The sequence below is a fragment of the Collinsella sp. An307 genome, from assembly GCF_002161805.1.
Classification (GTDB): domain Bacteria; phylum Actinomycetota; class Coriobacteriia; order Coriobacteriales; family Coriobacteriaceae; genus Coprousia.
Genome location: NZ_NFIP01000010.1, coordinates 70,718 through 96,594, shown reverse-complemented (window position 1 = coordinate 96,594; position 25,877 = coordinate 70,718). Strand labels below are relative to the sequence as shown.

The window sequence follows — 25,877 nt, the reverse complement described above, 5'->3', positions numbered from 1 at the left end:
GAACTCTCCGTCCAATATTCCGGCCGGCACGGTCGTGCCGGTCTCAGTCCATATCGGCGCGGTGGAGCCCGCCCGTCTCGGCTGACGCCGAATCGGATCCATCGTTCGCGTTTCGACCTGAGCGGAATCGTAGGTAATGGAACCTACACCACTCTGAAATCTCATCTGGAAGATGGTGTTCTTCTCTGTCTCTCGGGGCGGAGGGATCTTCCTCCGCCTCCCCGCGATATCCGGTTCTCAAGGTGCCCGCCGCGGCTCGTCCGGCTCTCACCGGGCCGCGCGGCAAGGAGATATATTGCCAGCCCCGGGGCCCCCGCGCAAGGGGGATTCTGAGGTTCACAGTTCCTCCACAACTACTGAGCCGAGCGTTGAAACAGCCCCTATATATAGTGTTTTGGAAACGCTTATCTACTAATACCTACCGTTCGCCGAAGGTGAGCGGTCCACACGGGCGGTTTGCACTACAGAGAGCGCGGTTTTGGCCCTCACAGGTCCCCACGCGCGAGCTCGCTTCCCGCATCCAAAAGGGCGTCGCGCAGCTCTACCGTAGGGGCCTCGGCGCACACGCGCACCACCGGCTCCGTGCCGCTCGGGCGCAGCAGTAGCCAGCTCTCGTCCTCAAACTCCAGGCGCAGCCCGTCCATATGGCTCACACGCACCGGCGTTTTGCCTGCCACGTTCTGGGGGTTAAGCCCGGGCAGGAACGTGCGGAACATCTCTATTACCTCGTTTTCGAGGCGAAGGTCCCGCCTCGCATAGCTCGTCGCCCCAAAGCGACGCTCCAGATCATCCACCAGCTCGCCCAGCGTCTTGCCGCTGATTGCCATCAGCTCGCAGAGCAAGAGGTTCGCCAGGATGCCGTCACGCTCGGGGCAGTACGCGGGGATGCCTATGCCGCCCGCCTCTTCCCCACCGATGAGGACATCTCCCTTGCGCATCTCTTCATATATATACTTGAAGCCGACGGGCTTTACGCTCACGCGGCAGCCAAGTGCCGCAGCGGCGCGCCGTGCGATAACCGAGGTCGACTGATTGACGACCACGCGTCCGGTAAGGCCGTGATGGTTCACCAGATGCTCGGCCAGAAGGGCAATGATCTTATAGGGGGCAACATAGCGCCCGTGCTCGTCCACCGCACCCGCACGGTCCGCATCGCCGTCACTAATAAGGCCCGCGCATGCGCCGTGGGCCACAACCGCCTGCTCGCAGTCGTCAATCCATGGCTCGATAGGATCGGGATGGATATCTGCAGTGTCCGCATCGTCGTGGCCGTGAATCTCGACCACCGACACGCCGAGGGCACCCAAGACGTCAGGCACCAGCCCACGAGCCGCGCCGTACAGCGGGTCGTACACCACACGCAGATGAGCACGGGCAATGGCCTCGGCATCCACCGCCTCGCACAGATGGTCAAGATACGGCGTCACAAAGTCCTCGCGCGCAATTGGCCCGCGGGCGGACGTGGCGTCGGGGTCAATCGCCGCCTCGAGGGCATCGGTCACGTCCTGCGTAAGCGTGGCCCCTCCCGCAAGGCAGAACTTGATACCAAGGTAGTCGGGCGGATTGTGCGAACCGGTAACCATAAGACCGCCGCAGGAGCGCACGTCGTTTGCAACCGCCCACGATATGGCAGGCATGGGCGAGGGCTTTGTCGAGACCTTGGCAACGATTCCGTGTGCAGCGAGGACCTCGCCTGCCAGCACCGCGTAGTGCTCGGCGCCGAGGCGGGTGTCAAACCCCACGTAGACGATGGCGCCGGGCGTCGTTTGCGCCCAAAGCGCTCCCGCCGCGTCGGCGATGCGCACCACGTTTTCCTCGGTGAAGTCACCATCTAGGCGGGCGCGCCACCCATCGGTCCCAAAGCTGATCATCGTCGCCACCAGAAAGACACCTCTCGCGTTCGGCTGCGGCCAATTCATACGTGAGAGGTATACCCTTTAGCGTCGCTCAAGAAACGAACCCAGGCGCCCTCCACAAACAGAAGCACCCCGCCGCCTCTACCAAGAAGCGACGGGGTGATTTCGCCCGGCAAGGCGCTTTTGCCGGACGGGGCCTTTGCCCGACGGGACCTTTGCCCGACGGGGCCATTTCGCCAAAACCGCGTTTACCAGCTCCTGAGCGGCCTCAAGAGCTGGTAAACTCTGCTTCGCCGACAGGGCGCAGTAGCGTCAGTCAATGGGCGCACGGTAGAAGTTACCAAAGAAGTCCTCGGTCCTAAACACATTCACGACCGCGCCGCCGTCCTGCACGCGCACCAGATGCATGATGTCGTCCACCTCGTATGACGAGACCACGGTGTTGATGAGCCAGTAGCGCTTGCGGCTGCGCCCGCCCATGACTTCCATAACCGACGAGCCGTGCTTGTGGATGTCGTTGTACGCATCCAGAATCTGCTCGGGGCGCTGGGTCACGATCTGTAGCGTCACGCGATCGTAGCGGTGATAGAACATCTCGATTGCCTTGGTGGAGATGAACTGGAAGATAATCGAGTAGGCCGCCGCCTCCCAGCCAAACATCGCGCCAAAGATGCAAAGCACCACGCAGTTGCCCGCAAAGACAAGCCCCCAGATGGACTGCCCGGTCTTGTTGGAGACCATAAGCGAGATAAAGTCCGTTCCCGCCGTACTCGCACCGCCGCGCAGCGCCACCGCAATGGCAAATCCGTAGAGGAAGCCGCCAAAGACCACCTGCAGCATAAGGTCGTCGAGGATGGGCTCGAACGTCAGCACGCGCAAGAAGAAACTCGCGAGAAACACCTGCAGCATGGAGAAGATCACGAATCGCCGGCTGATGCTCTTCCAGCAAAGGATCGCTACGGGGATGTTGAGGGCGATCATGCCGAGCGAGGTGGAGAAATGCACGCCAAACAGGCCCGTGATGCGCTCGATGAGGATGGCCACGCCCGTGAAGCCGCTCGAGAGCAGGTTTGCCGGGTAGACGAAGGCCTGCATAGTGTAGGCCTGGATAAACGCCGAGCACACCACGGCGGCAAGCGTCATCGCACGGCGGATGAGCGTGAAGCGCCTCAGGTTCTTTAAGCGCTTGGCCTCAGCCTTGAAATCAATCTTGACCTCGGGGAACGTAAACAGCGGGGGCTCTTGGCCCTGCTCGGCCACAACCTCCTCGAGCTGCTGCATAACAGCCGCCCGGCGCTCCTCGCGCTCCTGCCGCGCATGCATGACGGCGCGGTTACGCGCATCGCGCCGGCGCTCGGCAGCACGGGCATGCGCCTCGGCACGCGCAATCGACCCTTTCTCCTCCGACTCACTCATATTAGAAGCATGCCTTCTGCTTGAGATCGGTGATGTCGGCGCCGTCCACAAGGCCCTTGGCGACGAGGCACATGTTCTTGAGGGCCTCGTTAAGGCCGGTGCCGCCCTTCTTGGGCGTGCGGACGATGGCAATCTTGTCGCGGTAACGCTCGATAACGTCGGCGTTCTCCTGGCTCACCGCAGCGAGGGCGTGGATCTTGCCCGCGGCCTCAATATCCGCGGCAACGCGGCAGGCCATCTCGGCGTACTCCACGTAGTTGAAGGTCGGTCCGCACATGACAACATCGGGGTTAATCTTGTGGCACATGGCAACGAGCTTGCGAGCGACCTCGTCGGGATTGTCGCCGTAGGTGCCCCAGCCGCAGTACAGCGTGGCCACAACCTTGCCGTCCACCTGCTTGAGCAGGTTCTCCATCATAATCGTGGGACCAACCGGCTCCTTCAAGATGCCGAGCGGAAGGTTGCGGTCGTCCTTGGCGCCAAGGCCGGACTGAATCTGGTCGTAGATCATAACGATTTTCATGACGATTCCTTTCCTATGCCCCGCAAGGCGGGGCGTTGGCAACGGTTGGAAGCGGGCCTACGCGGCGGGCTGCCTACGCGGCGGGCTCCCCTTTCTCCACAAGAGCGACCCGCGTACCCCCGATAAAGTCGTGCAGGCAGCGGTGGTCTTTGCGGATGAGAATCATGCCGCAGCTCACAGCGGTGATGGCAAAACCCACATACATAAGCGGGTGAACGATGTTGATACCCGTGACGATGGTCGCCATCTGGTGCCAGATGCCGCTCGCGTTGGCGATAACGCCCTCGAGGATCACCACGCCCACAATCTGGCGGAGCGCCAGGTGCGGGAAGTCAACGGGGCCGCCGTCGGCAAGCTCGATGCGGATACCGCACAGGCGCTTGCCGGGCGTCTGGCCCGGCCAGACAAGAAGCGGAATGGCTATGTAGTAGAGAAACGCGCACAGAAGCGCACCGGCACCGGCGATCAGCCCGTAGGGCGAGGGAAAGTCGACGAGGTACTGATTGGTAATGTCGCCCGTGAGCTTGGCCGCAACGAGCGAGATGGGGACCGCGGAGCAAAGAGCACCCACGTACCAATCGATAAGGTACGCAAAGAAGCGGCGTGCCACCGGAGCGGGCGCTCCCGCATGGGCGGCAATGCCGGCAATACGCGAGGCGATACCGCGCGACGCAGGAGCCTCGGCGACGGGCGCGCCTGCAGGCGCGGAGGCTGCCGTAGAGTGCTGCTTCTTCTTGTGCTTCTTAGAGCTCATGGTCCATCCCATCGGATCGTTGGTCGGTGTCTGCGCGCCCTCGGCCGCTTAGCGTGACAGCAGATAGAGCGACAGCGCGTAGATTTTGGCGTTGGTAATGATATCGGAGACGTCCATCCATTCGTTGGGCTGGTGGCCAATGCCCTTCTGCCCCGGGAACGACGGCCCAAAGGGCACGATGTTGGGCATGAGCTTGGCGTAGGTGCCCCCGGTGGTGGTCACAGGCGACCCGTCCGATCCCGTAACGTGCTCATAGGTATAGACGAGGGTCCGTACGAGGCGGCAGTCCTTCTCAAAACGCACGGGGTCGTAGTTGCCCGTGACTTCAAAGGCGAGCCCCTGCTCGGCTGCGACATCGCTGAGCTTGGCGCGAATCTCGTCGGCCGTAAGCGAGGCGGGGTAGCTGATGGCAAACTCCACCGCAGGCGCATCGGCAACGAGATCGAGCTTGTAGTTGCGGACCTCGGTCACACCAAACTCCGGGTCGGTGCGGTCGATGCCAAAACGCTCGCCTGTGGGCTTGGCGTTCAAAACAAACTCGTTCATGAACGAGAAGAAGCGCCCAAGCACATCGTCGGTGCGCCCTCCGCGCAGGCTCGGCCCGGTCAGGCGCACACCCATGCGGCCACGCTCGGCGTAGACGACAGGGTACTTGCAGTCGGGCGTGAAGCCCATAACGGGCGCGGGCTCGTGCTCGAGGTAGTAGCGCAGGTCACGAAAACCCGTCTCCTCGTTGCAGCCAAAGATGATGCGCACATCGCGGCGGGGTGCAAGGCCCAGGCGCTTAAGCGCCCAGAGCGCGTAGAGGCACGCGTAGATGGGGCCCTTGTTATCGAGCACGCCGCGGCTTGTAATGCGGCCGTCGGTAAGGTCGGCGCTGTACGGGTCGACCTTCCACCCCGTCGTGCCCTCGGGCACGACGTCGAGGTGGCCGAGCGCGCAGACGTAGCCGGGAAGCGGCTCCTCGCCTTCTGCGGCCTCGGCGCGCCAGAGGGCGTAGCCCATGTAGCCATCGACGTTTACCGTCTCGAACCCTAGCTCGCGGCAAAGGGCGAGCGTCTGGTCGAGGGCAGCGCGCACGCCGGTGCCAAACGGAGCGCCGGGCGCCGGGGTGTCCTCAACACTCTTCTGGCGCACGATGGCGCGGATCGCCTCGATCATGTCATCGGACACGGCATCGACCTCGGAGAGGATGCGCCCCTCGAGCTCGGCATCGATCGAAGTCTCTTCGTCTCGACTCATGTGAGACACCTCTAATCCAAGGTAACCGGGGCCATGCGCGAGGCCATGTAGGCGTCCTGCCACTCCTGGCTTGCAACCTCGTGGGTGCAGGTTCCGTCCGGCTGCGGGTGCGCCAGATAGACGCAGGCAGGCTCGGTCTCAGTCTCAACCACAAACGAGAACCCCTCGATGTTAGAGGCGGCGCCCCAGCGGCCCTGGGCGTCCATGGCAACAAACGAGATATCGCCCGCATGGCCGCGGCGCTCCTCGAGCTTCTTGCTAAAGGCAAAGATCGCCTTCTCGCAGGCCTGCTGCGGGTGCATGCCCTCGCCCATAAGGCGAACGATCTCGTAGCCCACGCAGCCCTTCATGACGTCCTCGCCAAGGCCGGTCGAGGCGGAGCCGCCCCAGGCGGAGTCCACGTAGAAGCCGGCACCCGGGATGGACGAGTCGCCCACGCGGCCGGGGCGCTTCATAAAGAGCCCGCTCGTGGAGGTGGCGGCGGTCATGGTTCCCGCGGCATCGAGGCAGACCATGCCCACGGTATCGTGGCCGCAGGGGTCGGTCCCCTCCTGGTCGACGCCGGCGCGCGGCGGCTCGGCCTCGCGACCGGACATGGCGCCGCGTGCGGTCTCCTGCTCGGCCTCGGGCTCGCCGAGGGTGCGCACCGCGTCGGGCATACGGCCGCCCTCCTCGGCAACGCGCTTGGTGTACATAATCTTGGCGCGGTCGGTGAGCATATTCTTGCGCTCAAAGCCCGCCTTGTCCGCAAACTTCTCGGCACCGGTTCCCACCAGCAGGTTGTTGGCGTCGCCGGTAGCAAGGGCGCGCGCAACGCTCACGGGGTTCGCAAAGTTCTTGAGCGCGCCAACGGCACCAAACTCGAGCGTGTCGCCGTTCATAAAGGCAGCGTCGAGCTCGACTTCCATCTCCTCGTTGGGCAGGCCACCGTAGCCAACCGACTTGTAGTACGGAAAATCCTCGACCTCGCGGATCGCACGCTCGATGGCGTCACCGGCGCTGCCGCCGCCAGCGAGCATGTCGCCCGCCGCCTCGACGCCCTCGCGCGCCATTCTCCAGGTCGCGATGATTCCCCACATGGCTTCCTCCTCAAACCTCAGGTCGCCCGGCGGGCGCCGGCAGTGCGTGCCGGCCCCGTCCCTTATACCAGATGCGCCCGTGCCCCGCGGCATCGCCAACGGGGCACGGGCGGCGATGCGGTGTGTTCGCATGCTCGCTGGGGTATGTCCCCGGCGCTTAGCTCTTACAGATCGTCGAACGAGAGGTCGTTGAGGTCAATGTCGTCCTCAACCGCGGTCTCGGCCTCGAGCGCAGCCTGCTCCTCATCGCGCAGGTACTGGTTGTCGATGGTCTTGATGAAGGGCAGATAGATGAACACGCCCATGATCAGAAGCAGGATCTGCAGGACGCCGCCGACCCAGTTGGTGGCGATGAGGCCCGAGATGCCGAGCGGCATCGTCCAGGGCACCTGGACGCCAGAGCAGATGGGGACGATGCCCAGGTCCATAGCGAAGTAGGAGATGACGATGTTCAGCGTCGGCACGAGGATGAACGGGATGATGATGACCGGGTTCATAACGATCGGCAGACCGAACACGATCGGCTCGTTGATGTTGAAGATGCCGGGCACGAAGGCAAGGCGGGAAAGCTGCTTGATGCGCGCGGACTTGCAGAAGAGCACCATGGCGATGAGCAGCGAAAGCGTGGAGCCGCAGCCGCCGAAGGTGGCGAAGAGGTCCTGGAACTGCTGGCAGATGATGTGGCCCTCGCCAACACCGGTGCGGAAGAACTCGAGGTTCTCGGCCGCGAGCGTCTGGAGGATCGGGTTGAAGACGGCGCCCACGACAGAGCCGCCGTTGATGCCGAAGAACCAGAAGGCGTGCAGGAACAGGTAGGCAACAACCATAGCGCCGAGCGTGTCACCAAGGCCGAGCAGCGGGGTCTGCAGGAACTGGAAGACGATGTCGAACACGTTGGTGCCAAAGAGGCCGAAGACGACGTTGATGAAGAAGAAGATCGTCATCGTGATCGTGATCGGGATGAGCGAGGAGAAGGACTCGGTGACGGTGGGCGGAACGCCGGCGGGCATCTTGATGACCCAGCCGCGGTTCTTGACCCAGGTGTAGATGGCGGTGGCACCGAAGGCGCAGAAGATACCCACGAAGATGCCCTTGGCGCCGACCCAGCCCAGCGGGATGCCAGAGAGGGCGACGTCAACGGCCTCGCCGCCGACCTCGACCGAACCGGTCACGGTGTAGGGCATGATAAGGAACCACGCCATGAGGGCGGCCGCCGCGCAGAAGAGCGAGTCGCTCTTGACCTGGTTGGCGTAGCTGTAGGCAATGCCAAAGGTCGCAAAGATAGCCATCAGCGAGAACGTGGCGTCAGACGGCTTGGAGAGGTAGGTCGCCAGCGTGCCGTCGGCGATGGGGATGCTCGCCACCCACTCGGAGAAACCCGGGATAGGCAGGTTGGCGATAACGAGGAAGATCGAGCCCGCGATGAGCAGCGGGGTCGAGATCAAAAAGCCGTCTCGAATGGAGACGAGGTACTTGTTGTTGCCGATGGCCTCGGCCAGGGGCATAAGGACTTTCTCGAGTTTCTCGAACACGGGAAGCCTCCTTAGTAACCTAAATAACTATCTGCTTACTTCTTGTAGGTCTTGATGAGCTTGACGGCGTACTTGAGCGACGCCTCGCCGTCCATAAGACCGTAGGCCTGCTGGTCGAGGATGCCGACGGGGATGTCATAGGTGCCCTCGATGCGTGCCTTGGTGGCCTCGTACTGATGGTGAACCTGCGGGCCCAGAAGGACGCAGGCCGGGTGCTCGGACGCGGCGATCTCATCGACCTTGCCGATGGGATAGGCGCGAACCTCGACCGGCAGATTGTGGGCGTCGCCCACCTGCTGCATGTTCTGGGCGAGCATGCTCGTGGACATGCCGGCGCTGCAGAACAGGTAGATCTTCTTCTTGTCTGCCATAGTCCCTTCCTTTCTCTGCGGCCTTGCGGCCGCGTGACGTAACCGCGCGGACCCATACCGCGCGGGGAGCAGCGATCTGGACCCTTACGCGTCCTTCTCCATGCGACGGTAGACGTCGATGAGCTCGGCGGCCACGATCTTGAAGCTCTCGGCAGCCATAAGCTGGTCCTCGGCGTGGGTGATCATGAGGGTCATGTTCACCGGGTCGCCGGCGGCCTCGCGCTGGATAAGCGAGGTGTGGGCGTCGTGCCCGCCCAAGAAGCTTTCGTCACCGGCCTTCATGAGCTCGTCGGCGCGCTCAAAATCGCCCGCCTTCGCCGCAGCGACGGCCTCGACATAGGAGCTTCGCGCACCGCCCACGGCGGCAATGATCTGGAAACTCGTCCGTACCAACTCGTCCATTTATTCTCCTTCCAGTTCGCTCAGGAGCACCTCGAACCGCATGTCGTCGATCAGTTCCTGAATTGCCTGCTGCTTGGTCAAAAGACCGGTCATGGCGCGATAAAACGCCTCAAGGTCCGCGCCCGCGTCGCGCGCGACGCAGACCATGAATACCGCTTGAACGGGCGTACCGCCCCAGTCGACGGGCGTGTCGGTGAGGGCCACGGCCACAAAGGTCTTGCTGCTTACAGCCTCGTAGGGGTGCGGAAGCGCCACCAGGTTGCCAAACGACGTGTTGGCCGCACGCTCGCGCTGCCACACGAGCGCCTCAAAGTTCTCGGGCAGCTCGTCGTAGGCGGCGCAGCGCTCGCAGAGGAAGTCGATGATCTCCTCGTGCGTGGTGAGCGCGCAGCGCGGGAAGAACAGGTCGCGCGAGAAATACGATTTGATGTTGGCGTCGCTGTCCTGCTTGAGGGCGCGCTTGACGTCGCGGCGGCTCGTCTCGTCCAAAAAGAGGCTGATGTGGACGACGGGCTGCTCGACAGCGCGCTCGAGGGGCACCGTGGTGAAGATGTAATCGATATCGGTGAGGTCGCGCGTGCTGAAGTCGGAGGCGTCACAGGTGTCCACGCACTCAAAGTCGGAGCTGAACTCCTCCTGCAGGCGGTAGGCAAGCAACCGGGCGCTGCCCGCACCGGACGCGCACACCACCAGCACGTGCTTTTTGGCGTGCCCCGTGTGGCGACGCTCGAGCGCAAGCGCAAAGAAGAGGGCCACATACCCAATCTCGGCATCCGACACCGCCGTGTCGTGGCGCTCGCCGAGCACGCCGAGCGCGTCAGTTGCCATGGAAAACGGCAGCGGATAGCGCGCCTTGATGTCGGGAAGCAGCGGATTGTCGTAGACCATGCCGTACTTGAGGCGGACCTCGAGCGGCATGAGGTGGCGCGCGAGGTTCATGCGCAGCTCCGCGTCATCGCGGAAGTCAAAACGGAAGGCGCGCCAGACAACGTCGAGCATCTCGGCGGCGAGGTTCCAAGCCTCGTCGGTAATCTCGAGGTTTTTGGCCCCCTCTCCGCTCGAGGAACCATCGCCCTCGATGAGATGCTTGCTCGCGAGGTGGATGGCGATGTAGGCGACCTCTTCCTCGGGCAGGTCGACGGTAAAGGCGCTCTCGATGGCGCGGGCGACCACGTCGGCAACGGCGTACTCCGCCGTATCGCGCACGTGCTCGAGGTTTGCCGCGTCCATGGGGACGTAGCAGTTCTTGCGGATGCGCGTGATGGCGATGGCGATGTGCACGACGAGGTTCTGGTGCGACACCGGGTTGATCTTGTACTGCTCGCGGTCGAGGACCTCGGTCACCCGGTGCTCCACGGCGTCGAGCATGGCGTGGTAGTCAGCGTCGCCGAGCTCGTCGTCGGCAAGGCGCGCCTCGACGGCGATGTTTGCGAGGCAAAGACGACGGTCCATCTCGGAGCCGGTAACGCGGATGCCGTGGCGCGGGCGCTTCTCGATATGCAGATGGAACTCGTCGAGGGTCTGCTCCACGCGGCGCAAGTCGCTCGAGATGGTGGAGCGCGATACAAACAGCAGGCTCGCCAGGTCCTCGAGCGTGATCCAGTCGGTGCGGGAGAGCAGGTCCTGCAACAGGTAGGCTACACGCTCCTCGGGCGTGGAGGGCAGACGGTCAAACGCGTCGCGCGCCGCCGAACCGCTGAGCCAGGCCTCAAAGCCCTCGCTATCGAGGATATCGACCACATAGCGCTGGCGCGCACGGTCGTAGACGATGATGCCGCGATCGTGCATAGAGTCATTGGCGTGGCGGATGCGGTCACGCATCGCGCGCTCCTTGACGCCGAGGTGCACGGCAAGCTCCGCCGGCGCAATGCCGTCGTGCTTCATGATGTAGCGCACCAGATTGGTATCTTGCATACCCTCATTCCTCCCTCGCCACCATACTATCCGCGATGGCGGCGATACGGACGGGCGTCCCGTGCCGGTAGAGGCGGCAGTGACTCTGCACGAATTACTGCCGCCCTGCACAAACGTACGGACGGGACTCTGGACGGGGCGCCTAGCGCCCTCGCCGGAGCCTCGCTAAAATGGGCGCCGCCCGGCCGTATGGCTGAGCGACGCCCGCATGTGCGTCAAATGGCGTATGTTGTGACGCTACGCCTTGATGAAGGCGAAGGGGTGCTCCGGCAGGATGTAGTCGAGCAGGAACAGCTCCTCGGCGGGGATGCGGCCAAGGAGGTTGCGCGTGCCGTCGTTGGGCATGTCGCGGCGGGCGATGTGGAGCTCGCCACGATAGTGCGCCATGTTGTCGTTCACCACGAGGACGTCGCCCTTGTGGAAGGTCTCGGGCGCCTCGCGCGGGGCGATCTCGCGCTCGCGGAAGATGAAGCGCGGCCAGCTCGAACGGATGAGGTACTCAGAGCAGTCGCCGCGCTCGTTGTGGTTGAAGCCCCACAGAACCTCGCGCTCGCCCTCGGTGATGCCGGGGTCAAGGTCGATGCGCATGGTAACGCGGCTGGTGTCGACTGCCGCCATGGCAGCAAGCTCGTCCTCGCTCGCAAAGGCGTTGCCGATGATGATGTCGTCGATAAGACCCGTGCCCACGAGGTGGCGCACCTGCAGGTCAATGGGGCGACGGCGGTCATCCTCGCAGGTGGGAAGACCGGCAAAGACGGGCCAGGGGCCAAAGGTCTCGGGCTGCTGGCTCGAGACAAAGGCAGCCGTCTGGAAGCCGGCCTTATGGTACTTGCGGGAGAGCTCGACAAAGCGCTCTTCGCTCATGCCCGTCCAGGGCTCGGGGAAGAAGTTCGCGCAGGTGACCATGTTGCGCTTGTCGGCACCGCGCTCAACAAGCAGGTCGAGGCCGAGGTTGCCGCTGCCGTTGAACTCAACCTTGATGCCCTCGCGATTGCGGGTGAGCATGATGTCGCCCTCGTCGCCCAGATGGCCGTCGAGGCGGATGATGTCAACGCCCATGTCGGCAAAGGGCTTGAGGTTCGTCGCCGTGGCACCCAGGCGCTCAAACACGTGCGGATTCGTGTCGACCGCAACGGTGTAGCCCAGCTCGTGGGCGCGCTTCATGAAGCCGCCAAACTCGGCCACCGTCTCCTCGGCACCCTTCTCCACCGAGAGCAAGCAGGTGAAGATGCGGGAGAAGCCGTACTTGGCGGCAAGCTCCATGTACGCGAAGTCCTTCTCCTGAGTCGAATGCTCAGGGTAGAGGGAAATTCCTAGACGGTGCATGCTTTGTCCTTTCTCTCGGGGGCGAGCGCCCCGTTGTACCACAGAGAGTTTCCCGGATGCCCGGTGCAGCGCCGAGGCATACCGCTCCTATTGTTCCCACTATCGATACAGGCTATCGGCAGGTGAGAGGCAAGTCAATCAGGCCAACTGCCGGCTGGCGTGGCAGAAATCGCGAACGTTTGAGGGCATGGCGGCGGCGCTGAGACCTCTATGATGGGCTAAAGACCGATTCTAATCGGCGCGTCCGCGCCCGTGCGCGGCGCGATCCATCGTGTTGGGAGGAACCATGGCACTGCTGAGAGAGTTCTGCGCAGAGAACATGGAGCGCGTACCGGCCGCCGTTGCGGCGGGCGCCGGGCGTATCGAACTCTGCGACAACCTTGCCGTTGGCGGCACGAGCCCCAGCGTAGGCGTCGTGCGCGCCGCTGTGGCCTTTGCGCGCGAGCATAACGTGGCCGTAATGGCCATGGCACGCCCGCGCGGCGGTAACTTTGTCTACACCGCCGCCGAGCAGCAGATGATGGCAGATGACATTGCCTGCGAGCGCGCCGAGGGCGTGACGGGCGTTGTCTTTGGCTGCCTCGTGCGCGACGATGCAACCGGTGAGCTTGCCATCGACCGTGCCATGACCCGCGCCCTCGTCCGCGCCGCTAAGGGCGCCGACGGTGAAGGGGAGCCTGTGCAGGTGACCTTCCACATGGCCTTTGACGAGCTTTCTGAGGAGCGCCAGCGCGAGGCCATCGACGTACTTGCCGAGCTCGGTGTCGAGCGCATCCTCACCCACGGCGGCGCCGCCGGCACGCCGATTATGGGCAACATCGATCACCTCGCCCGCCTTATTGCCTACGCGAACGGGCGCATCACCATCCTCCCCGGCGGCGGCATCACGCACGCCAACGCCGTTGAGGTAGCCGAGGCCCTTGGGGTATCTGAGGTCCACGGCACCAAGATTGTCGAGCTCTAACATCGTTTGCGCTCGACGTCTCCCCTATCCGGGCAGCACGTCCCCCCCCCTCGTCTGCCACAAGGCGCGGCGGCGGAAGTCTTTAGGGCTTCCGCCGCCGCGCCGTTTTTCTCAAGATTGGGGATGCCGTCTGATGCGAGACGCCGCCGCCTATGCGAGGGCGTCCGCCATGGCAGCCGTCGTCTGCGGCGTCGCCCCGCAGCACGCACCTACGAGGTGAGCCCCGGCAGCAACCCAGTCGTTGACGGCACGACCGAACGCCTCGGGACCGTCAGGCCAGGTGAGCGTGCCGTCCTCGTCACGCACGGGTATGCCGGCGTTAGGTCTGACCATAACCGGCGTACGCGCCGTGGCAACCATGCGCGGCAGCACCTGCGTTGCCGCCGCAATCGAGCAGCAGTTGATGCCAACCGCCTCGGCCCCGCGCTTCTCCGCCCAGAGCACCGCGCCCTCGATCGTGAGGCCGTCTCCCAAAAGATTTCCCTCGTCATCGATGACAAAACTCACCAGGACGGGCATACCGTCCGCCGCATCACACACCCCGGCAAGCGCCGGCTCCAGATCGCGGATGGATGTGAACGTCTCGAGCAAAATGCCGTCTACGCCCGCAACGAGCAGGGCCTCTGCCTGCTCGCGATACGCCGCGCGACAAGCGCGAAACTCGGGCGTGTCGCGCCGCATCCACGCAAGGCCGCAGGGGCCGACCGACCCAAGCAGCACCTGCGGGTGCGCCGCGCGCGCGTTGTCTGTGGCAGCGCGGTTGACCTCGGCCATGGCAGGCACAATCAGATCGCGCGCAAGTGCCGGCTCAGAGGCCTGAAACGTATTGGTGATGAGGACCTGCGCGCCCGACGCCTCGTACAGACGGTGAATCGTCTGCACGGTCTGCGGCTCGGCGAGGTTCCAGAACGCCGCCGGCACATCCGCCGCGCCTGACTCGCCCATAAGCACTGTTCCCATGGGGCCCTGTGCAAGCAGCACCTCAGACGCGAGGCGCTCGCGCAGCTCCTGCGCGCCCGTGCGGTTATAGTAGGCGGTCGAATCCGGCAAGGTCTCTACTCCTCGCCAACCATGATGTTTTGGCCCTCAAGGTAGGTGAGCCAGCGGTTCATGGTGTCCTCAGAGACGGCGTGCTCCATCTGGCAGGCCTCCTCATCCGCACGCTCAAAGGGAACCCCGAGCTCCTTGATGAGGAAGGTGCGCAGCAGGCGGTGGCGGTACCACACCGCCTCACCGATCTCGCGCCCGCGGGGCGTGAGCATGACCCTGCCGTAATGCGCCTGCTCAACAAGACCTTGAGCCTTGAGCACCGAGACCGCCTTGTTAACCGAGGCCTTGGAGACCTCAAGACGCGTGGCGATGTCGACGGAGCGGACGCCGCCCTCGGCACCCTCCTCCTGCTCGATGCGCACCATGCACTCGAGATAGTCCTCGTTTGCCATGGTGAGGTGAAGATCTTGGCCTTGTTCGGTCGCTGCCATGCGCCCGCCTCCTTGGGAGTCGCGCCGGCGCCGTTGGACAGAAGCAAAAACGGCGACGGGCCCAGTGGTGTTCAGCTGATTCTACCCCAACGCGCCGCGCGTGCTAGAGTGGGAGGGTCCGACCACACAAGCGAAGGGATCGAGATGTCCGAAACCGCACACTCCGATGTTCTTGCGCGCTTTATGCGCTACGTCCGCATTGACACCACCTCATCCGACGAGCACGCCGACCGCGTCCCCTCAACTGACAAGCAGTTCGACCTTGCGCGCGTGCTTGCCGATGAGCTTACCGAGCTTGGGTGCGAGGGCGTGCACGTGACCGACAACGCCTATGTCATCGCGCACGTGCCGGCCAGCGCCGGCGCCGAGGAGCGCCCCGCGCTCGGCCTCATCGCCCACCTCGACACTACCGAAGTGGTGAGCGGCACCAACGTGAACCCGCATATCGTACATTACGAGGGAGGCCCCCTCATCTGCGGCGAGGGTGCCGAGGGCCCCGTCTCGATCGCGCCCGATAAGCTCCCCGCGCTCGACGCGCTTGTGGGCGAAGACCTTGTGGTGACCGACGGCACGACCCTGCTCGGTGCCGACGACAAGGCGGGCGTCGCCGAGATTATGGCACTCGTCGCGCGCCTGGCCGCCCATCCCGAGCTGGCGCATCCGCGCCTTGGCATCTGCTTCTGCCCCGACGAGGAGATTGGCCACGGCGCAGAGCTTCTTGATATCGAGGGCTTTGGCTGTACGTACGCCTACACCGTCGACGGCGGCCCCATCGGCGAGCTGGAGTGGGAGTGCTTCAACGCCGCCGAGGCAACGGTGCGCTTCCGCGGCTACTCCATCCACCCCGGCGACGCCAAGGACAAGATGGTGAACGCGGGCAACCTGTTTGCGCGCTTCCATGCGCTTCTGCCCAAGCACGCCCGTCCCGAGCACACCGAGGGCTACGAAGGGTTCATCCACCTCGAAGGCGTCTCGGCCACCTGCGAGCACGCCACGGCACGCTACATCGTGCGCGACCACGACGCCGCCAAGTTCGACGCAAAAAGCGCCCTCATCGAGCGCGCGGCCGCCTTTGTTAACGCAGAGCTCGGCAGCGATCGCGTCACAGTGGAGATCAAGCAGCAGTATCGCAACATGGCAGAGATCGTTGCCGACTACCCCGAGCTCATCGAGCTTGCAAAGGAGGCGTTCACCGCTGCAGGCGTGGAGCCGCACGTGCTCCCCATCCGCGGCGGCACCGACGGCGCCCAGCTCTCGTTCCGTGGCCTTCCCTGCCCCAACCTCTCCACGGGCGGGTACTGCTGCCATGGCGTAAATGAGTTCATCCCGGTGAGCTCGCTCGAGAAGATGGTCGACGTCCTCGAGGCCCTCGTGGCGCGCTTTGCCTAACACCAAGCTCGATAAGAAAGCGCCCCGGATGCAGACGCTTTGTCCGCATCCGGGGCGTTCTATCACGCGACTAATCTGGCGCTGTTACTCGGTGGTTGCAGTCTCGCCGTCCTCGGCAAGTTCCTCTTCATCCACCGAGCTCGAGGTGGTCGCCGTGCCGTAACGCCAGTCCTCGTTGCTGTTCTCGTACAGGTCGCCCACGGTGCCGCCCGTACCATCGCCCTGGCCCATGGTCTGCGGACCCTGCGGATCCTCGCCGGCGTCGACACGCTCCATCATCTTCTCGAGCTTGTCCTCGTACACAAAGACAAAGCTCTGGCCGTTGATGTAGGTATCCTGACCCGCCCACGAGGGGATGTTGGCAGAGTACATGCTGTTGACATCCATGCCGCGCATCGCGTTGATGAGCGACACGATGTCCGAGACCTGAAGCGAGGTCTTCACCATGTCCGCGAGCTGATTCATGAGCGCGGGCACGGTGGCGATGTCGAGGTTGTTCAGGATCTTCTCAGCGAGCGCGCCGAGCACCATGCGCTGATGGCGCATACGCGTGTAGTCGCCGTCGGCAAACTGGTGACGCGCACGGCTGAAGGTCAGCGCCGCCTCGCCGTCCATGTGCTGCTGGCCGGACTCGATGGTAACGGGGCCTGCCTCGGGGTCGTCGACCTCGTCGCCCTCGGGCACGTAAATGTCAATGCCGCCGACCGCGTCCACAAGCGCCTTCATGCCATCGAAGTTAATCTCGGCGTATTCAGAGATCTCCACGCCGCAGAGGTCGTTCACCGCCTCGACCATATCGTCGGCACCGCCATAGCTAAACACCGCGTTGATCTTAACGGTCGAGCCTTGGTAAACGTAGCGAGTGTCGCGCGGGATGGAGATGAGCGTAACCTGTTTCTCGATGGGATCAACGCGCGCGAGAATGATGGAGTCGGTACGGTAGGTCTCCTCGCCGGGACGACCGTCGGTACCCAGAAGAAGCATGTAAAACGGGTCGCGTGCCACATCGGAGTCGACAAGCGTTGCCAAGAGGTCGCTCGTGATGACCTCGCCGTCGTTCAGGCGCGACATGAGGTTCGTGACCCACGCGCCCGCGGCGACGACACCCACCAAAAGCACGCCCAAAATACCCACAAGGATGCCACGGCGGACCACGCGTCCGCGGCGGCGCTGGCGCGCACGCTCGGCGTAGCGGCCGACGTTCTCGCGGCTATAGATACGGCTCGCGGCGCCCGAAGTGGGACGGTGCGCCTGCTGAACGGGCTTTTTGCGGATACTCATAGGCAACCTAACTTAGTCTTCGGCAAGGTCAGGCACCTGAACGCGCTCGACCGAGGCGCCCAAGCCGACCAACTTGTCGCAGAACCGCTCGTAGCCGCGATCGATGTGATGGATCGCAGAGACGTCGGTCTCGCCCTCGGCGATAAGTCCCGCCACCACGAGCGCGGCGCCACCGCGCAAATCGGGCGAGACCACCTGGGCACCCGAGAGCGACTTTACACCATGCACGATGGCGTGATGGCTCTCGATACGAATATCGGCCCCCATGCGTACGAGCTCGGAGGCAAACATAAAGCGATTCTCAAAGATGTTCTCGGTAATCACCGAGCTGCCGTCGGCCATGGCAGAAAGCACCATAACCTGGGCCTGCATGTCGGTGGGGAATCCCGGGAACGGCAGGGTCTGAATATCCACCGGCGCGATGCGGTCGGCGCGCCACACGCGCACCCCGTCGACGCCGCGCTCAAGACGGATGCCCATGAGCTCCATCTTCTTGAGCACCATACCGAGGTGATGCGGGTTGAAGCCCGTGACCTCGATACCGTCCCCATCGGCCGCAAGGGCGCCCGCAACGATAAAGGTGCCGGCCTCGATACGGTCACCGATCACGCGGTGCTCGACCGGATGCAGCTCGTCGACGCCCTCAATCTCCACGACCGGGGTGCCGGCGCCCTGGATCTTGGCGCCCATCTCGTTCAGCATGTTGGCAAGGTCGACGATCTCGGGCTCGCGCGCGGCGTTGTCAATCACCGTCGTGCCCTTGGCACGAACCGCCGCCATGATGAGGTTCTCCGTCGCGCCGACACTCGCAAACTCGAGGGTCACCATCGTGCCCGACATGCCCTCGTGCGCATCGGCAAAGATGTAGCCGTGGCTCGTGTCAAAGGAGACGCCGAGCGCCTCGAGACCGAGGATATGCATGTCGATCTTGCGTGCACCGAGGTTGCAACCGCCCGGCATGGCGATCTTGGCGCGGCCAAAGCGGCCGAGCAGAGGGCCCATGACCGCGGTGGAGGCGCGCATCTTGGCGACGAGCTCGTAGGGAGCCTCCCAGGAGTTAGCACCCGAGGTGTCGATGGCGAGCGTGTGCTCGTCAACAACCTCAATCGTGCAGCCCAGACCCTTTAAGACCTTGCCCATGACGTGCACGTCGGAAATATTGGGAACGTTGGTAAGCGTGGTCACGCCCGGCGCCAGAAGCGTCGCGGCCATGAGTTTGAGTGCCGAGTTCTTAGCACCCGAGACGTGCACGCCGCCCGTAAGCGCATGCCCGCCCTGAACGCGGATGATGTCCAAGTCCTACCTCATCTACCAGCTAGAATCGATTCCGGCCCGGCAGGGGCCGGGCAGCTAGGCAGCAAGCAGGAGCTTGCGCCACGCCATCTCATTATAAAGATAGGCGCGGCGTGCATCATCTTGCGACAAATTACTCAGCTGGTCTTCAAAACCTTGGAGCTCCGCGCGGATGGCATCGGCGTCGATAGCGTCGAGGTCGCAGGCGCGCTGGGCCAGCACGACCACCTCATCTGCGGTGATCTCGGCGTAGCCGCCGGCAACGGCAAAACGGTGGTCGACCGCCCCCATCGCCTGGTCGCACACGCGCACGATACCGGCCTCAACGGTGCAGATCTCGCTCGCATGCCCCGGGAGCACGCCCATCTCGCCGTCGGTAGAGGGAAGCGCCACAAAGGCAGCTTCCCCCTCGTAGGCATTCGATTCCGGGCAAGCGATACGGATGCGCATCGGCTATGCACCCGCTTCCATCTTGGCGGCGCGCTCGCGCACGTCGTCGATGGTGCCGGCGTAGCGGAAGGCCTGCTCGGGCAGGTCGTCGCACTCGCCGTCCACAATGGCGGCAAAGCTGCGCACGGTGTCCTCAATGTGCAGGTACACGCCCTGGTTGCCGGTGAACTTCTCGGCCACGTGGAAAGACTGCGACAGGAACTGCTGCAGCTTGCGCGCGCGGTTCACAGTCAGGCGCTGCTCCTCGGAAAGCTCGTCCATACCCAAGATCGCGATGATGTCCTGGAGGTCGGAGTACTCCTGCAGGATCTCCTGGACCTTGACGGCAACGCGGTAGTGCTCCTCGCCCACAACAGAGGGGTCGAGGGCGTCAGAGGAGGACGCGAGCGGGTCAATGGCCGGGTAGAGGCCGAGGCTCGCGATGTTACGCGACAGAACCGTCTGGGCGTCGAGGTGGGTGAAGGTCGTTGCCGGAGCGGGGTCGGTAAGGTCGTCCGCGGGGACGTAGACCGCCTGGACCGAGGTGATCGAGCCGGTCTTGGTCGAGGTGATGCGCTCCTGAAGGTCGCCCATCTCGGTGGCGAGCGTCGGCTGGTAACCAACGGCAGAAGGCATACGGCCGAGCAGGGCCGAAACCTCAGAGCCCGCCTGAGAGAAGCGGAAGATGTTGTCGATAAAGAGCAGCACGTCCTGGCCGCGGTCGCGGAAGTACTCCGCCGCCGTGAGGCCGGCAAGGCCCACGCGCAGACGCGCTCCGGGAGGCTCGTTCATCTGACCGTAGACCAGGCAGGTCTTGTCGATAACGCCCGATTCCTTCATCTCGAGGTACAGGTCGGTGCCCTCACGGGTACGCTCGCCCACGCCGGTGAAGACCGACGTGCCGTTGTGCTCGAGGGCGAGGTTGTTGATGAGCTCCTGGATGAGCACCGTCTTGCCCACGCCGGCGCCGCCAAACAGGCCGGTCTTGCCGCCGCGGATGTAGGGCTCGAGCAGGTCAATCGCCTTGATGCCCGTCTCAAAAATCTCGGTCTGGGTGGTGAGCTCGTCAAAGGAGGGCGCCGGATGGTGGATGGGATAGTAGTCCTCCACCTCGGGCATCTCCTTGCCGTCAACCGGCTTGCCGAGCACGTTCCAGATGCGTCCGAGCGTACCGGGGCCCACGGGCATGGTCATGGGGCCGCCCGTGTCGGTGGCGGTGATGCCGCGAATGAGGCCGTCAGTGGAGCTCATCGCAACGGTACGCACCACGCCGCCCGGCAGCTGGCTCTCGACCTCGAGGATCGTCGACACATGGCCCATGGGCGTGTCCGCCTCGACGGTGAGCGCGTTGTAGATCGCGGGGACCTGCCCCTCGAACTTGACGTCGACAACCGGGCCGACGATACGGACGATATGCCCCTCGCCCGCCGTATGGCGCTCGACGGCGTCTTTGATGTCGTTCAAATCGTAGCTCTGAGCCATTGCTATTCCTCCAATGCGTTGGCGCCGCCCACGATCTCGTTGATCTCGGTCGTGATGGAAGCCTGGCGCACGCGGTTGTAGGTGCGGGTGAGGGTCGCGATGATCGCGGTGGCGTTGTCCGTGGCGGAGTGCATGGCCTTGCGGCGAGCGCCCTGCTCGGAGGCGGCGGAGTCGATCAGCGCCTGGTGAATGACGGTAAGGACGTAGGACGAGACGAGGTTTCCGAGCACCACCTCCGCAGAGGGCACGAAGGCAAAGCTCGACGAGATGCGCGTCGGGGCCTCGTCCTCGTTCTTGCGCGGACCGCGCGCGAGCGCCACCATCTCGGTGTCGAGCGGCAGCAGGTGCTCTACGCGCAGGACCTGGTCGACGCGGTTCTTGGCGTGGTGGTAGATGACCTCCACGCGGTCGAAGTCGCCCGAGGTGTAGCCGTGCGTGATATAGCTCGCAATCATGCGGGCCTGCTCGAGGGTCGGCTCGGCAGAGCTTCCCTCAAAGTGCATGACCACGTTGGCGTGGCGGCTGAAGTACTCGGTCGGCTTGCGGCCGCAGGTGATGAGTTCGACCTCCTCACCCTTCTCGGCGCAAGCGTGCATGATCTTCTCGGCCTCGCGTGCAACGCCCACGTTGAAGCCGCCCGCAAGACCGCGGTCGCTCGCGATGGCGACCACAAGAACGCGCCGCTCGGCATCGTGACGGGCCAAGAGCGGGGCGTCGCCCGCAGCCTCGGCGTCCTGCGCCACGGTGAGCATGACGTCGGTCAGCGCGTCCTTATACGGCTCGGCCGCATAGGCGCGCTCCAACGCACGACGGATCTTGGCCGTGGAGACCATCTCCATCGTGCGGGTGATCTGCTTCATGCTCGTCGTCGAGGTGATGCGCTTCTTGATCTCGCGAAGGTTGGCCATAGCGTCTCTACGCCTCCTGATCCACGGAGGCGTCCGCGTTGCTCTCCGCCACGTGCTTAGCGGCGAAGTCGCGCTTGTAGTCGGCGATGGCGCGATCGAGGTCGCTCTCGAGGTCGCCGGCGATCTTCTCGGTGCGTAGGCGCTCCAAGATCTTGCCGTAGCTGCTCTTGAGATAGGTCACAAGCCCGTCGCGGAACTCGAGAACCTGCGAGATGGCCAGATCGTCGAAGTAGCCCTGGTTGCCGGCAAAGAGCACGGCGACCTGCTCGGCCACGTCGAGATGGTAGTAGCGCGCCTGCTTCAAGAGCTCCATCATGCGCGAGCCGTGCGTGAGCTGCTTTTGCGTCTGCGCATCGAGGTCGGAGCCAAACTGGGCAAAGCCCGCGAGCTCCTGATAGGAGGCGAGGTCAAGGCGGAGGTTGCCCGCGACCTGCTTCATGGACTTCACCTGAGCGGCACCGCCCACGCGCGAAACCGAGATACCCACGTCAACGGCCGGGCGCTGGCCCTGCAGGAACAGGTCGCTCTGCAGGTAGATCTGGCCATCGGTGATCGAAATCACGTTGGTGGGGATGTAGGCCGACACGTCGCCGTCCTGCGTCTCGATGAGCGGCAGGGCCGTCATGGAGCCGCTGCCGAGCTCCTCAGAAAGCTTGCAGGCACGCTCGAGCAGGCGGCTGTGCAGGTAGAAGATGTCGCCGGGGTAGGCCTCGCGTCCCGGCGGACGACGCAGCGTCAGCGACATCTGACGGTAGGCAACGGCCTGCTTGGAGAGGTCGTCGTAGATGACGAGCACGTGCCCGCCCGGGTTCTCGGCAGATGCCGGCTTGCCGTCGGCACCGTTGTACATAAAGAACTCGCCAATAGCGGCACCCGCCATAGGGGCAATGTACTGCATGGGCGCGGACTCGGCGGCCGTCGCGGAGACGATGACAGTGTAGTCGAGGGCGTGGTGCGCCTCGAGCGCCGCACGGATACCCGCCACCGTGGAGGCCTTCTGGCCGATGGCGACGTAGATGCAGATCATGTTCTTGCCGCGCTGGTTGATGATCGTATCGATTGCGATAGCGGTCTTACCGGCTTTGCGGTCGCCAATGATGAGCTCGCGCTGGCCGCGGCCGATAGGAATCATGGAGTCGATGGCGAGGATGCCCGTCTGCACGGGCTCGCACACCGGAGTACGATCGATAACGCCGGGCGCCTTGAACTCAATGGGACGACGATGCGTGGCGCGAATCTCGCCCAGGCCGTCGATGGGCTGGCCGAGCGGGTTCACCACGCGGCCGAGCATGGCGCGGCCGACCGGGATATCCATAATGCGGCCGGTGGTGCGGCACTCGTCGCCCTCTTTGATGGCGGCGACGTTGCCAAAGAGCACCGCGCCGACCTCATCGCGCTCGAGGTTCTGGGCAAGGCCAAAGACGCGCTCGCCGGTCTCCTCGCTCTTGAACTCGAGAAGCTCGCCTGCCATGGCGCTCATAAGGCCCGAAACACGCGCGATGCCGTCTCCGACCTCGTCGACGTGCGAGACCTCCTGCGTATCGACCGCGGCATCGAGCGTGTTCAAGCGCTCGGCCAAGATCTTAGTGATGCTCGCGGCATCAATGATCTCACTCATGGGCTGCCTCCCCTCCGATAGTGGCAGTGGTGGAATCGAGGGCCTCGCGCGCAGCGCGCAGCTGCGTCTTGACCGAGATGTCGCGGCGCTGGCCACGCGCCTCGATCACAAGGCCGCCGATGATAGACGGATCGACGTTCTCGATGAGGAAGACCTCGCGGCCCAGACGCTCGCGCACGCGCTCAGAGATCTTGGCGCGCAGGTCGTCGTCGAGCGGCACGGCCGTGGTGACCTTGACACCCACCACGTCCTCGTCCTCCTCGGTCATGGCGTGATAGGTCGCCGCGACCTCAGAGAGGAGATCGAGCTGTCCGCGCTCGACCATCGTGGCGAGCACGCCCAGAAGCTCGGGCGACGCAGAGGCGAGGGTCTCCAGGTCAGCGCGGTTCTTGAACACGCGCCCCTGGCCCTTGCCCGCCTCGATGAGCGTGCGAGCATAGGTCTCGAGAACGCGCTCCTGCTTCCGGCTAGTCGGCATTCAGGCTACCCGCTTCCTCGATGTAGCGCTCGATAAGGCGACGCTGCTCGCCGTCCTCGTCGAGCGTCTTGGCGACGATCTTGGAGGCCACCGAAACCGAAAGGTCTGCGATGGATGCGGCGGCATCGGCGTAGATGGAGCGGCGCTCCTCCTCCGCGGACGTGTGCGCCTTGGCGAGGATGTCCTCCGCCTCGGCATGCGCGGCAGCGAGGATGCGCGAGCGCTCGGCCTCCGCGTCCTGACGAGCGGCGAGCACGATCTCGGCCGCCTGACGGCGTGCGTCGGTCACGATGTCGTCGGACGCCTTGCGGTCGGCGATAGCCTTCTGGCGGGTCTTCTCGGCCTCGTCAAGGCTGTCGGCGATGCGCTTCTCGCGCTCCTCCATGGTGGCGAGAATCTGCGGCCACGCCATCTTGGCGAGCACGATGAGGATGATCAGAAACGCGATGAGAGCCGGAATGAACTCCGCCATCTTGGGGATGAGGATGTCCGCACCGCCGGCGGCCTCCTCGGCAAACGCCGGACGGGGCAGCGCGAGGGCGGCCGCAACACCGGCGAGGCCCATCACATAGACGTTGTGCTTCATAAGGTCAGCTCCTTAACTCAGATGAGACTCAGCGAGCTTCCCTTAGGCGATGAGCGTCACGACGAAGCCGATGAGGCCGAGTGCCTCGGTAAACGCGGACGCCAGAATGAAGACGGTGAAGGCGCGACCCTGGATCTCGGGCTGGCGAGCCATGGCGCTCGTGGCACCGAAGGCAGCAAGGCCAATAGCAAGACCGGCACCGATAACACCGAGACCGTAACCGATAACTCCCACGATTCCTCCTTTGACGTGCGCCTTGGCGCTATATAGCCGGTGGCGCTAAGTACCAACTATCTACCCGGGTCCGGGGAGCGGGCCCGTGGTGACCTGTAAAGCGGGCCGGGCGGCTAGTGCCCCTCGGCCTCGGCAATCTGGATGTACACGGCGGCAAGCACCGTGAACACGTAGGCCTGCACAAACGCGACGATGAGCTCGACCGCGTAGATAACAAGCAGGATGGCGAGCCACGCCACGCTCGGGAGTGCCCCGAGCGCGTTCATGGCGCTGAAGTGCTCAAGCAGAGGCTCCGCAAAGAGCGCCGCCATGATGGAGAACGACCCCATGACGATATGACCGGCGAACATGTTGCAGAACAGACGGATGGCAAGCGTAATCGGGCGGAGCAGCAGCGAGAAGACCTCGATGACCCACACGAACACGTTCATGGGGAAGGCCACACCCGCGGGAGCGAGGCTCTTCCAGTACCCAATGAAGCCGTGCTTCTTGCATCCGAAGTAGATGAAGTACACAAAGGTGACGAGCGCGAGCGCAGCCGTGCAGCCGATGGCGCCCGTGCCCGGCTTCATGCCCGGGATGAGGCCGATGAAGTTGTTGATGAGGATGAAGAAGAAGATCGTGGCGAGGAACGGGAAGTGACGGCGCCACTCGGTACCGACAACGCCCTTGGCCACGTCGTTTTGCACGTACTCAACGAGGTACTCGACGCCGTTGACAAAAAAGCCGTGCGGTACGAGCGTCTGCTTCTTGACGAAGATGACCATGACGACGGCGAGCACCACCGCGGCAACAAGCAGCCAAAACGAGTACTGCGTGAGGCCAAATGTGAGGTCGCCCACCACAGGAGCCGAGCCAAACTCGGCAACGAGCTCTTGGATCTCACCCGAAAGCTTTGCGAACGCTTCCAAAGTTCCACCTTTTCTTCCAGCCGGCACAAGGCCGGACCGTCATCTGCCGAGCATAACCACCAAGACGGTGGGAATGACGACCAGCGCTCCCACGAACCCGCACATCTCCCCCACCGCAAACGGCACCAAACCGCCGCGGTCGAGGAGGTGGGCGGCAAAGACGCCCACGAGGAGCACAGCGAACGAGACGCCGATTGCCAGCATCCCCGCCACCATGTTCACCCGGTTCGTACCCTTAAGCACCGGCGCGAGCGCCGCTGCCAGCGGGACGAAGGCGACCAGACCCACGAGAGCCCCGATGACGATGTGCACGGTGCTGCCCGGCCAATCAAGGGCAGACAACATCTTGCACCTCCCTGCTCGAACCACCCGCGCAAACAAGTGATTCGAATCTCGTTCCGAATACTC

26 protein-coding genes are annotated in these 25,877 nt (G+C 63.9%); 2 read left to right on the top strand and 24 right to left on the bottom strand.

The features are described from left to right. Nucleotides 1–485: 485 nt before the first annotated feature. From B5F89_RS09025 to B5F89_RS08975, 11 genes are all read right to left on the bottom strand, one after another. The gene (locus B5F89_RS09025; RefSeq protein WP_239286732.1) at nt 486–1,871 is read right to left on the bottom strand and encodes a phosphoglucomutase/phosphomannomutase family protein; all 1,386 of its coding nucleotides are present in this window, start codon (nt 1,869–1,871) and stop codon (nt 486–488) included. A gap of 297 nt (nt 1,872–2,168) precedes the next feature. Further along, complete coding sequence (locus B5F89_RS09020) at nt 2,169–3,272, bottom strand: YitT family protein (protein WP_239286730.1); 1,104 nt, start codon at nt 3,270–3,272, stop codon at nt 2,169–2,171. A 1-nt stretch (nt 3,273) separates the two neighbouring features. Further along, entirely contained in the window at nt 3,274–3,795 is a 522-nt protein-coding gene (locus B5F89_RS09015; RefSeq protein ID WP_087431451.1) for a GrdB-related putative oxidoreductase, read from the bottom strand. A 73-nt stretch (nt 3,796–3,868) separates the two neighbouring features. Next, nucleotides 3,869–4,549: an RDD family protein gene (locus tag B5F89_RS09010; protein WP_158098458.1), complete on the bottom strand. Its 681-nt coding sequence runs from the start codon at nt 4,547–4,549 to the stop codon at nt 3,869–3,871. A 48-nt stretch (nt 4,550–4,597) separates the two neighbouring features. Continuing rightward, nucleotides 4,598–5,791, bottom strand: a complete 1,194-nt coding sequence (locus B5F89_RS09005; RefSeq protein ID WP_204230659.1) for a Sapep family Mn(2+)-dependent dipeptidase — start codon at nt 5,789–5,791, stop codon at nt 4,598–4,600. Nucleotides 5,792–5,802: 11 nt separating this feature from the next. Further along, nucleotides 5,803–6,870 (bottom strand): N(4)-(beta-N-acetylglucosaminyl)-L-asparaginase, encoded by a 1,068-nt coding sequence (locus B5F89_RS09000; protein ID WP_087431449.1) that lies wholly within the window; start codon nt 6,868–6,870, stop codon nt 5,803–5,805. Between the two features lie 164 nt (nt 6,871–7,034). Beyond that, on the bottom strand, nt 7,035–8,402 hold the full coding sequence (locus B5F89_RS08995) for a PTS sugar transporter subunit IIC (protein WP_087431448.1): 1,368 nt from the start codon (nt 8,400–8,402) through the stop codon (nt 7,035–7,037). 35 nt (nt 8,403–8,437) lie between these two features. Then, nucleotides 8,438–8,773 carry a PTS sugar transporter subunit IIB gene (locus B5F89_RS08990; protein WP_087431447.1) on the bottom strand — a complete coding sequence of 112 codons (336 nt, stop codon included), beginning with the start codon at nt 8,771–8,773 and terminating at the stop codon, nt 8,438–8,440. Between the two features lie 84 nt (nt 8,774–8,857). After that, entirely contained in the window at nt 8,858–9,175 is a 318-nt protein-coding gene (locus B5F89_RS08985; RefSeq protein ID WP_087431446.1) for a PTS lactose/cellobiose transporter subunit IIA, read from the bottom strand. Further along, entirely contained in the window at nt 9,176–11,089 is a 1,914-nt protein-coding gene (locus B5F89_RS08980) for a PRD domain-containing protein (protein WP_087431445.1), read from the bottom strand. A gap of 237 nt (nt 11,090–11,326) precedes the next feature. Next, nucleotides 11,327–12,415 carry a MupG family TIM beta-alpha barrel fold protein gene (locus tag B5F89_RS08975; protein WP_087431444.1) on the bottom strand — a complete coding sequence of 363 codons (1,089 nt, stop codon included), beginning with the start codon at nt 12,413–12,415 and terminating at the stop codon, nt 11,327–11,329. Between the two features lie 286 nt (nt 12,416–12,701). On the opposite strand from B5F89_RS08975, the gene B5F89_RS08970 reads away from it, so the two are divergent. After that, nucleotides 12,702–13,379, top strand: coding sequence for a copper homeostasis protein CutC (locus B5F89_RS08970; RefSeq protein WP_087431443.1), 678 nt, complete (start codon nt 12,702–12,704; stop codon nt 13,377–13,379). Nucleotides 13,380–13,529: 150 nt separating this feature from the next. Here the strand turns inward: B5F89_RS08970 and B5F89_RS08965 are convergent, their stop codons facing one another. Both B5F89_RS08965 and B5F89_RS08960 read right to left on the bottom strand, forming a co-directional pair. Further along, nucleotides 13,530–14,429: a homocysteine S-methyltransferase family protein gene (locus B5F89_RS08965; protein WP_239286729.1), complete on the bottom strand. Its 900-nt coding sequence runs from the start codon at nt 14,427–14,429 to the stop codon at nt 13,530–13,532. A gap of 5 nt (nt 14,430–14,434) precedes the next feature. Next, nucleotides 14,435–14,860: a metal-dependent transcriptional regulator gene (locus B5F89_RS08960; protein ID WP_087431442.1), complete on the bottom strand. Its 426-nt coding sequence runs from the start codon at nt 14,858–14,860 to the stop codon at nt 14,435–14,437. Nucleotides 14,861–15,004: 144 nt separating this feature from the next. Here B5F89_RS08960 and pepT point away from each other — a divergent pair, with 144 nt between their 5' ends. Next, the gene (gene pepT, locus B5F89_RS08955) at nt 15,005–16,249 is read left to right on the top strand and encodes a peptidase T (RefSeq protein ID WP_087431441.1); all 1,245 of its coding nucleotides are present in this window, start codon (nt 15,005–15,007) and stop codon (nt 16,247–16,249) included. 84 nt (nt 16,250–16,333) lie between these two features. Here the strand turns inward: pepT and B5F89_RS08950 are convergent, their stop codons facing one another. The 11 genes from B5F89_RS08950 to B5F89_RS08900 all read right to left on the bottom strand — a co-directional run bounded on the left by B5F89_RS08950 (nt 16,334) and on the right by B5F89_RS08900 (nt 25,814). Next, the gene (locus B5F89_RS08950; protein WP_087431440.1) at nt 16,334–17,530 is read right to left on the bottom strand and encodes an LCP family protein; all 1,197 of its coding nucleotides are present in this window, start codon (nt 17,528–17,530) and stop codon (nt 16,334–16,336) included. 12 nt (nt 17,531–17,542) lie between these two features. After that, nucleotides 17,543–18,826, bottom strand: coding sequence for a UDP-N-acetylglucosamine 1-carboxyvinyltransferase (gene murA, locus B5F89_RS08945; RefSeq protein WP_087431439.1), 1,284 nt, complete (start codon nt 18,824–18,826; stop codon nt 17,543–17,545). A 54-nt stretch (nt 18,827–18,880) separates the two neighbouring features. Beyond that, nucleotides 18,881–19,273: an ATP synthase F1 subunit epsilon gene (atpC, locus tag B5F89_RS08940; protein ID WP_087431438.1), complete on the bottom strand. Its 393-nt coding sequence runs from the start codon at nt 19,271–19,273 to the stop codon at nt 18,881–18,883. Nucleotides 19,274–19,276: 3 nt separating this feature from the next. Beyond that, entirely contained in the window at nt 19,277–20,734 is a 1,458-nt protein-coding gene (gene atpD / locus B5F89_RS08935) for a F0F1 ATP synthase subunit beta (RefSeq protein ID WP_087431437.1), read from the bottom strand. 2 nt (nt 20,735–20,736) lie between these two features. Further along, nucleotides 20,737–21,642, bottom strand: a complete 906-nt coding sequence (atpG, locus tag B5F89_RS08930) for an ATP synthase F1 subunit gamma (RefSeq protein ID WP_087431436.1) — start codon at nt 21,640–21,642, stop codon at nt 20,737–20,739. 7 nt (nt 21,643–21,649) lie between these two features. Continuing rightward, entirely contained in the window at nt 21,650–23,260 is a 1,611-nt protein-coding gene (gene atpA / locus B5F89_RS08925; RefSeq protein ID WP_087431435.1) for a F0F1 ATP synthase subunit alpha, read from the bottom strand. Continuing rightward, complete coding sequence (atpH, locus tag B5F89_RS08920; RefSeq protein WP_087431434.1) at nt 23,253–23,738, bottom strand: ATP synthase F1 subunit delta; 486 nt, start codon at nt 23,736–23,738, stop codon at nt 23,253–23,255. Before atpH ends, atpA begins: the two co-directional genes overlap by 8 nt. Further along, a complete protein-coding gene (atpF, locus tag B5F89_RS08915; protein WP_087431433.1) occupies nt 23,728–24,324 on the bottom strand; it encodes a F0F1 ATP synthase subunit B in 597 nt (198 codons plus the stop codon). The genes atpH and atpF overlap by 11 nt, the downstream gene beginning before the upstream one ends. Nucleotides 24,325–24,366: 42 nt before the next feature. Next, nucleotides 24,367–24,558, bottom strand: coding sequence for an ATPase (locus B5F89_RS08910; protein ID WP_087205101.1), 192 nt, complete (start codon nt 24,556–24,558; stop codon nt 24,367–24,369). 113 nt (nt 24,559–24,671) lie between these two features. Beyond that, entirely contained in the window at nt 24,672–25,469 is a 798-nt protein-coding gene (gene atpB / locus B5F89_RS08905; protein ID WP_087431432.1) for a F0F1 ATP synthase subunit A, read from the bottom strand. 39 nt (nt 25,470–25,508) lie between these two features. Next, nucleotides 25,509–25,814, bottom strand: a complete 306-nt coding sequence (locus tag B5F89_RS08900; protein WP_087431431.1) for a hypothetical protein — start codon at nt 25,812–25,814, stop codon at nt 25,509–25,511. Between the last annotated feature and the right edge of the window lie 63 nt (nt 25,815–25,877).

What these genes read in the sequence shown, in the direction of transcription:
- B5F89_RS08990 (WP_087431447.1), bottom strand. Translation starts at nt 8,773, where the DNA reads ATGGCAGACAAGAAGAAGATCTACCTGTTCTGCAGCGCCGGCATGTCC.
- B5F89_RS09025 (WP_239286732.1), bottom strand. Translation starts at nt 1,871, where the DNA reads ATGATCAGCTTTGGGACCGATGGGTGGCGCGCCCGCCTAGATGGTGAC.
- B5F89_RS08970 (WP_087431443.1), top strand. Translation starts at nt 12,702, where the DNA reads ATGGCACTGCTGAGAGAGTTCTGCGCAGAGAACATGGAGCGCGTACCG.
- B5F89_RS09015 (WP_087431451.1), bottom strand. Translation starts at nt 3,795, where the DNA reads ATGAAAATCGTTATGATCTACGACCAGATTCAGTCCGGCCTTGGCGCC.
- B5F89_RS08900 (WP_087431431.1), bottom strand. Translation starts at nt 25,814, where the DNA reads ATGTTGTCTGCCCTTGATTGGCCGGGCAGCACCGTGCACATCGTCATC.
- B5F89_RS09020 (WP_239286730.1), bottom strand. Translation starts at nt 3,272, where the DNA reads ATGAGTGAGTCGGAGGAGAAAGGGTCGATTGCGCGTGCCGAGGCGCAT.
- atpA (WP_087431435.1), bottom strand. Translation starts at nt 23,260, where the DNA reads ATGAGTGAGATCATTGATGCCGCGAGCATCACTAAGATCTTGGCCGAG.
- B5F89_RS08985 (WP_087431446.1), bottom strand. Translation starts at nt 9,175, where the DNA reads ATGGACGAGTTGGTACGGACGAGTTTCCAGATCATTGCCGCCGTGGGC.
- B5F89_RS09000 (WP_087431449.1), bottom strand. Translation starts at nt 6,870, where the DNA reads ATGTGGGGAATCATCGCGACCTGGAGAATGGCGCGCGAGGGCGTCGAG.
- atpH (WP_087431434.1), bottom strand. Translation starts at nt 23,738, where the DNA reads ATGCCGACTAGCCGGAAGCAGGAGCGCGTTCTCGAGACCTATGCTCGC.
- B5F89_RS08950 (WP_087431440.1), bottom strand. Translation starts at nt 17,530, where the DNA reads ATGAGTATCCGCAAAAAGCCCGTTCAGCAGGCGCACCGTCCCACTTCG.
- B5F89_RS08975 (WP_087431444.1), bottom strand. Translation starts at nt 12,415, where the DNA reads ATGCACCGTCTAGGAATTTCCCTCTACCCTGAGCATTCGACTCAGGAG.
- atpD (WP_087431437.1), bottom strand. Translation starts at nt 20,734, where the DNA reads ATGGCTCAGAGCTACGATTTGAACGACATCAAAGACGCCGTCGAGCGC.
- B5F89_RS09010 (WP_158098458.1), bottom strand. Translation starts at nt 4,549, where the DNA reads ATGAGCTCTAAGAAGCACAAGAAGAAGCAGCACTCTACGGCAGCCTCC.
- B5F89_RS08960 (WP_087431442.1), bottom strand. Translation starts at nt 14,860, where the DNA reads ATGGCAGCGACCGAACAAGGCCAAGATCTTCACCTCACCATGGCAAAC.
- atpF (WP_087431433.1), bottom strand. Translation starts at nt 24,324, where the DNA reads ATGAAGCACAACGTCTATGTGATGGGCCTCGCCGGTGTTGCGGCCGCC.
- B5F89_RS08980 (WP_087431445.1), bottom strand. Translation starts at nt 11,089, where the DNA reads ATGCAAGATACCAATCTGGTGCGCTACATCATGAAGCACGACGGCATT.
- pepT (WP_087431441.1), top strand. Translation starts at nt 15,005, where the DNA reads ATGTCCGAAACCGCACACTCCGATGTTCTTGCGCGCTTTATGCGCTAC.
- atpG (WP_087431436.1), bottom strand. Translation starts at nt 21,642, where the DNA reads ATGGCCAACCTTCGCGAGATCAAGAAGCGCATCACCTCGACGACGAGC.
- atpC (WP_087431438.1), bottom strand. Translation starts at nt 19,273, where the DNA reads ATGCGCATCCGTATCGCTTGCCCGGAATCGAATGCCTACGAGGGGGAA.
- B5F89_RS09005 (WP_204230659.1), bottom strand. Translation starts at nt 5,791, where the DNA reads ATGAGTCGAGACGAAGAGACTTCGATCGATGCCGAGCTCGAGGGGCGC.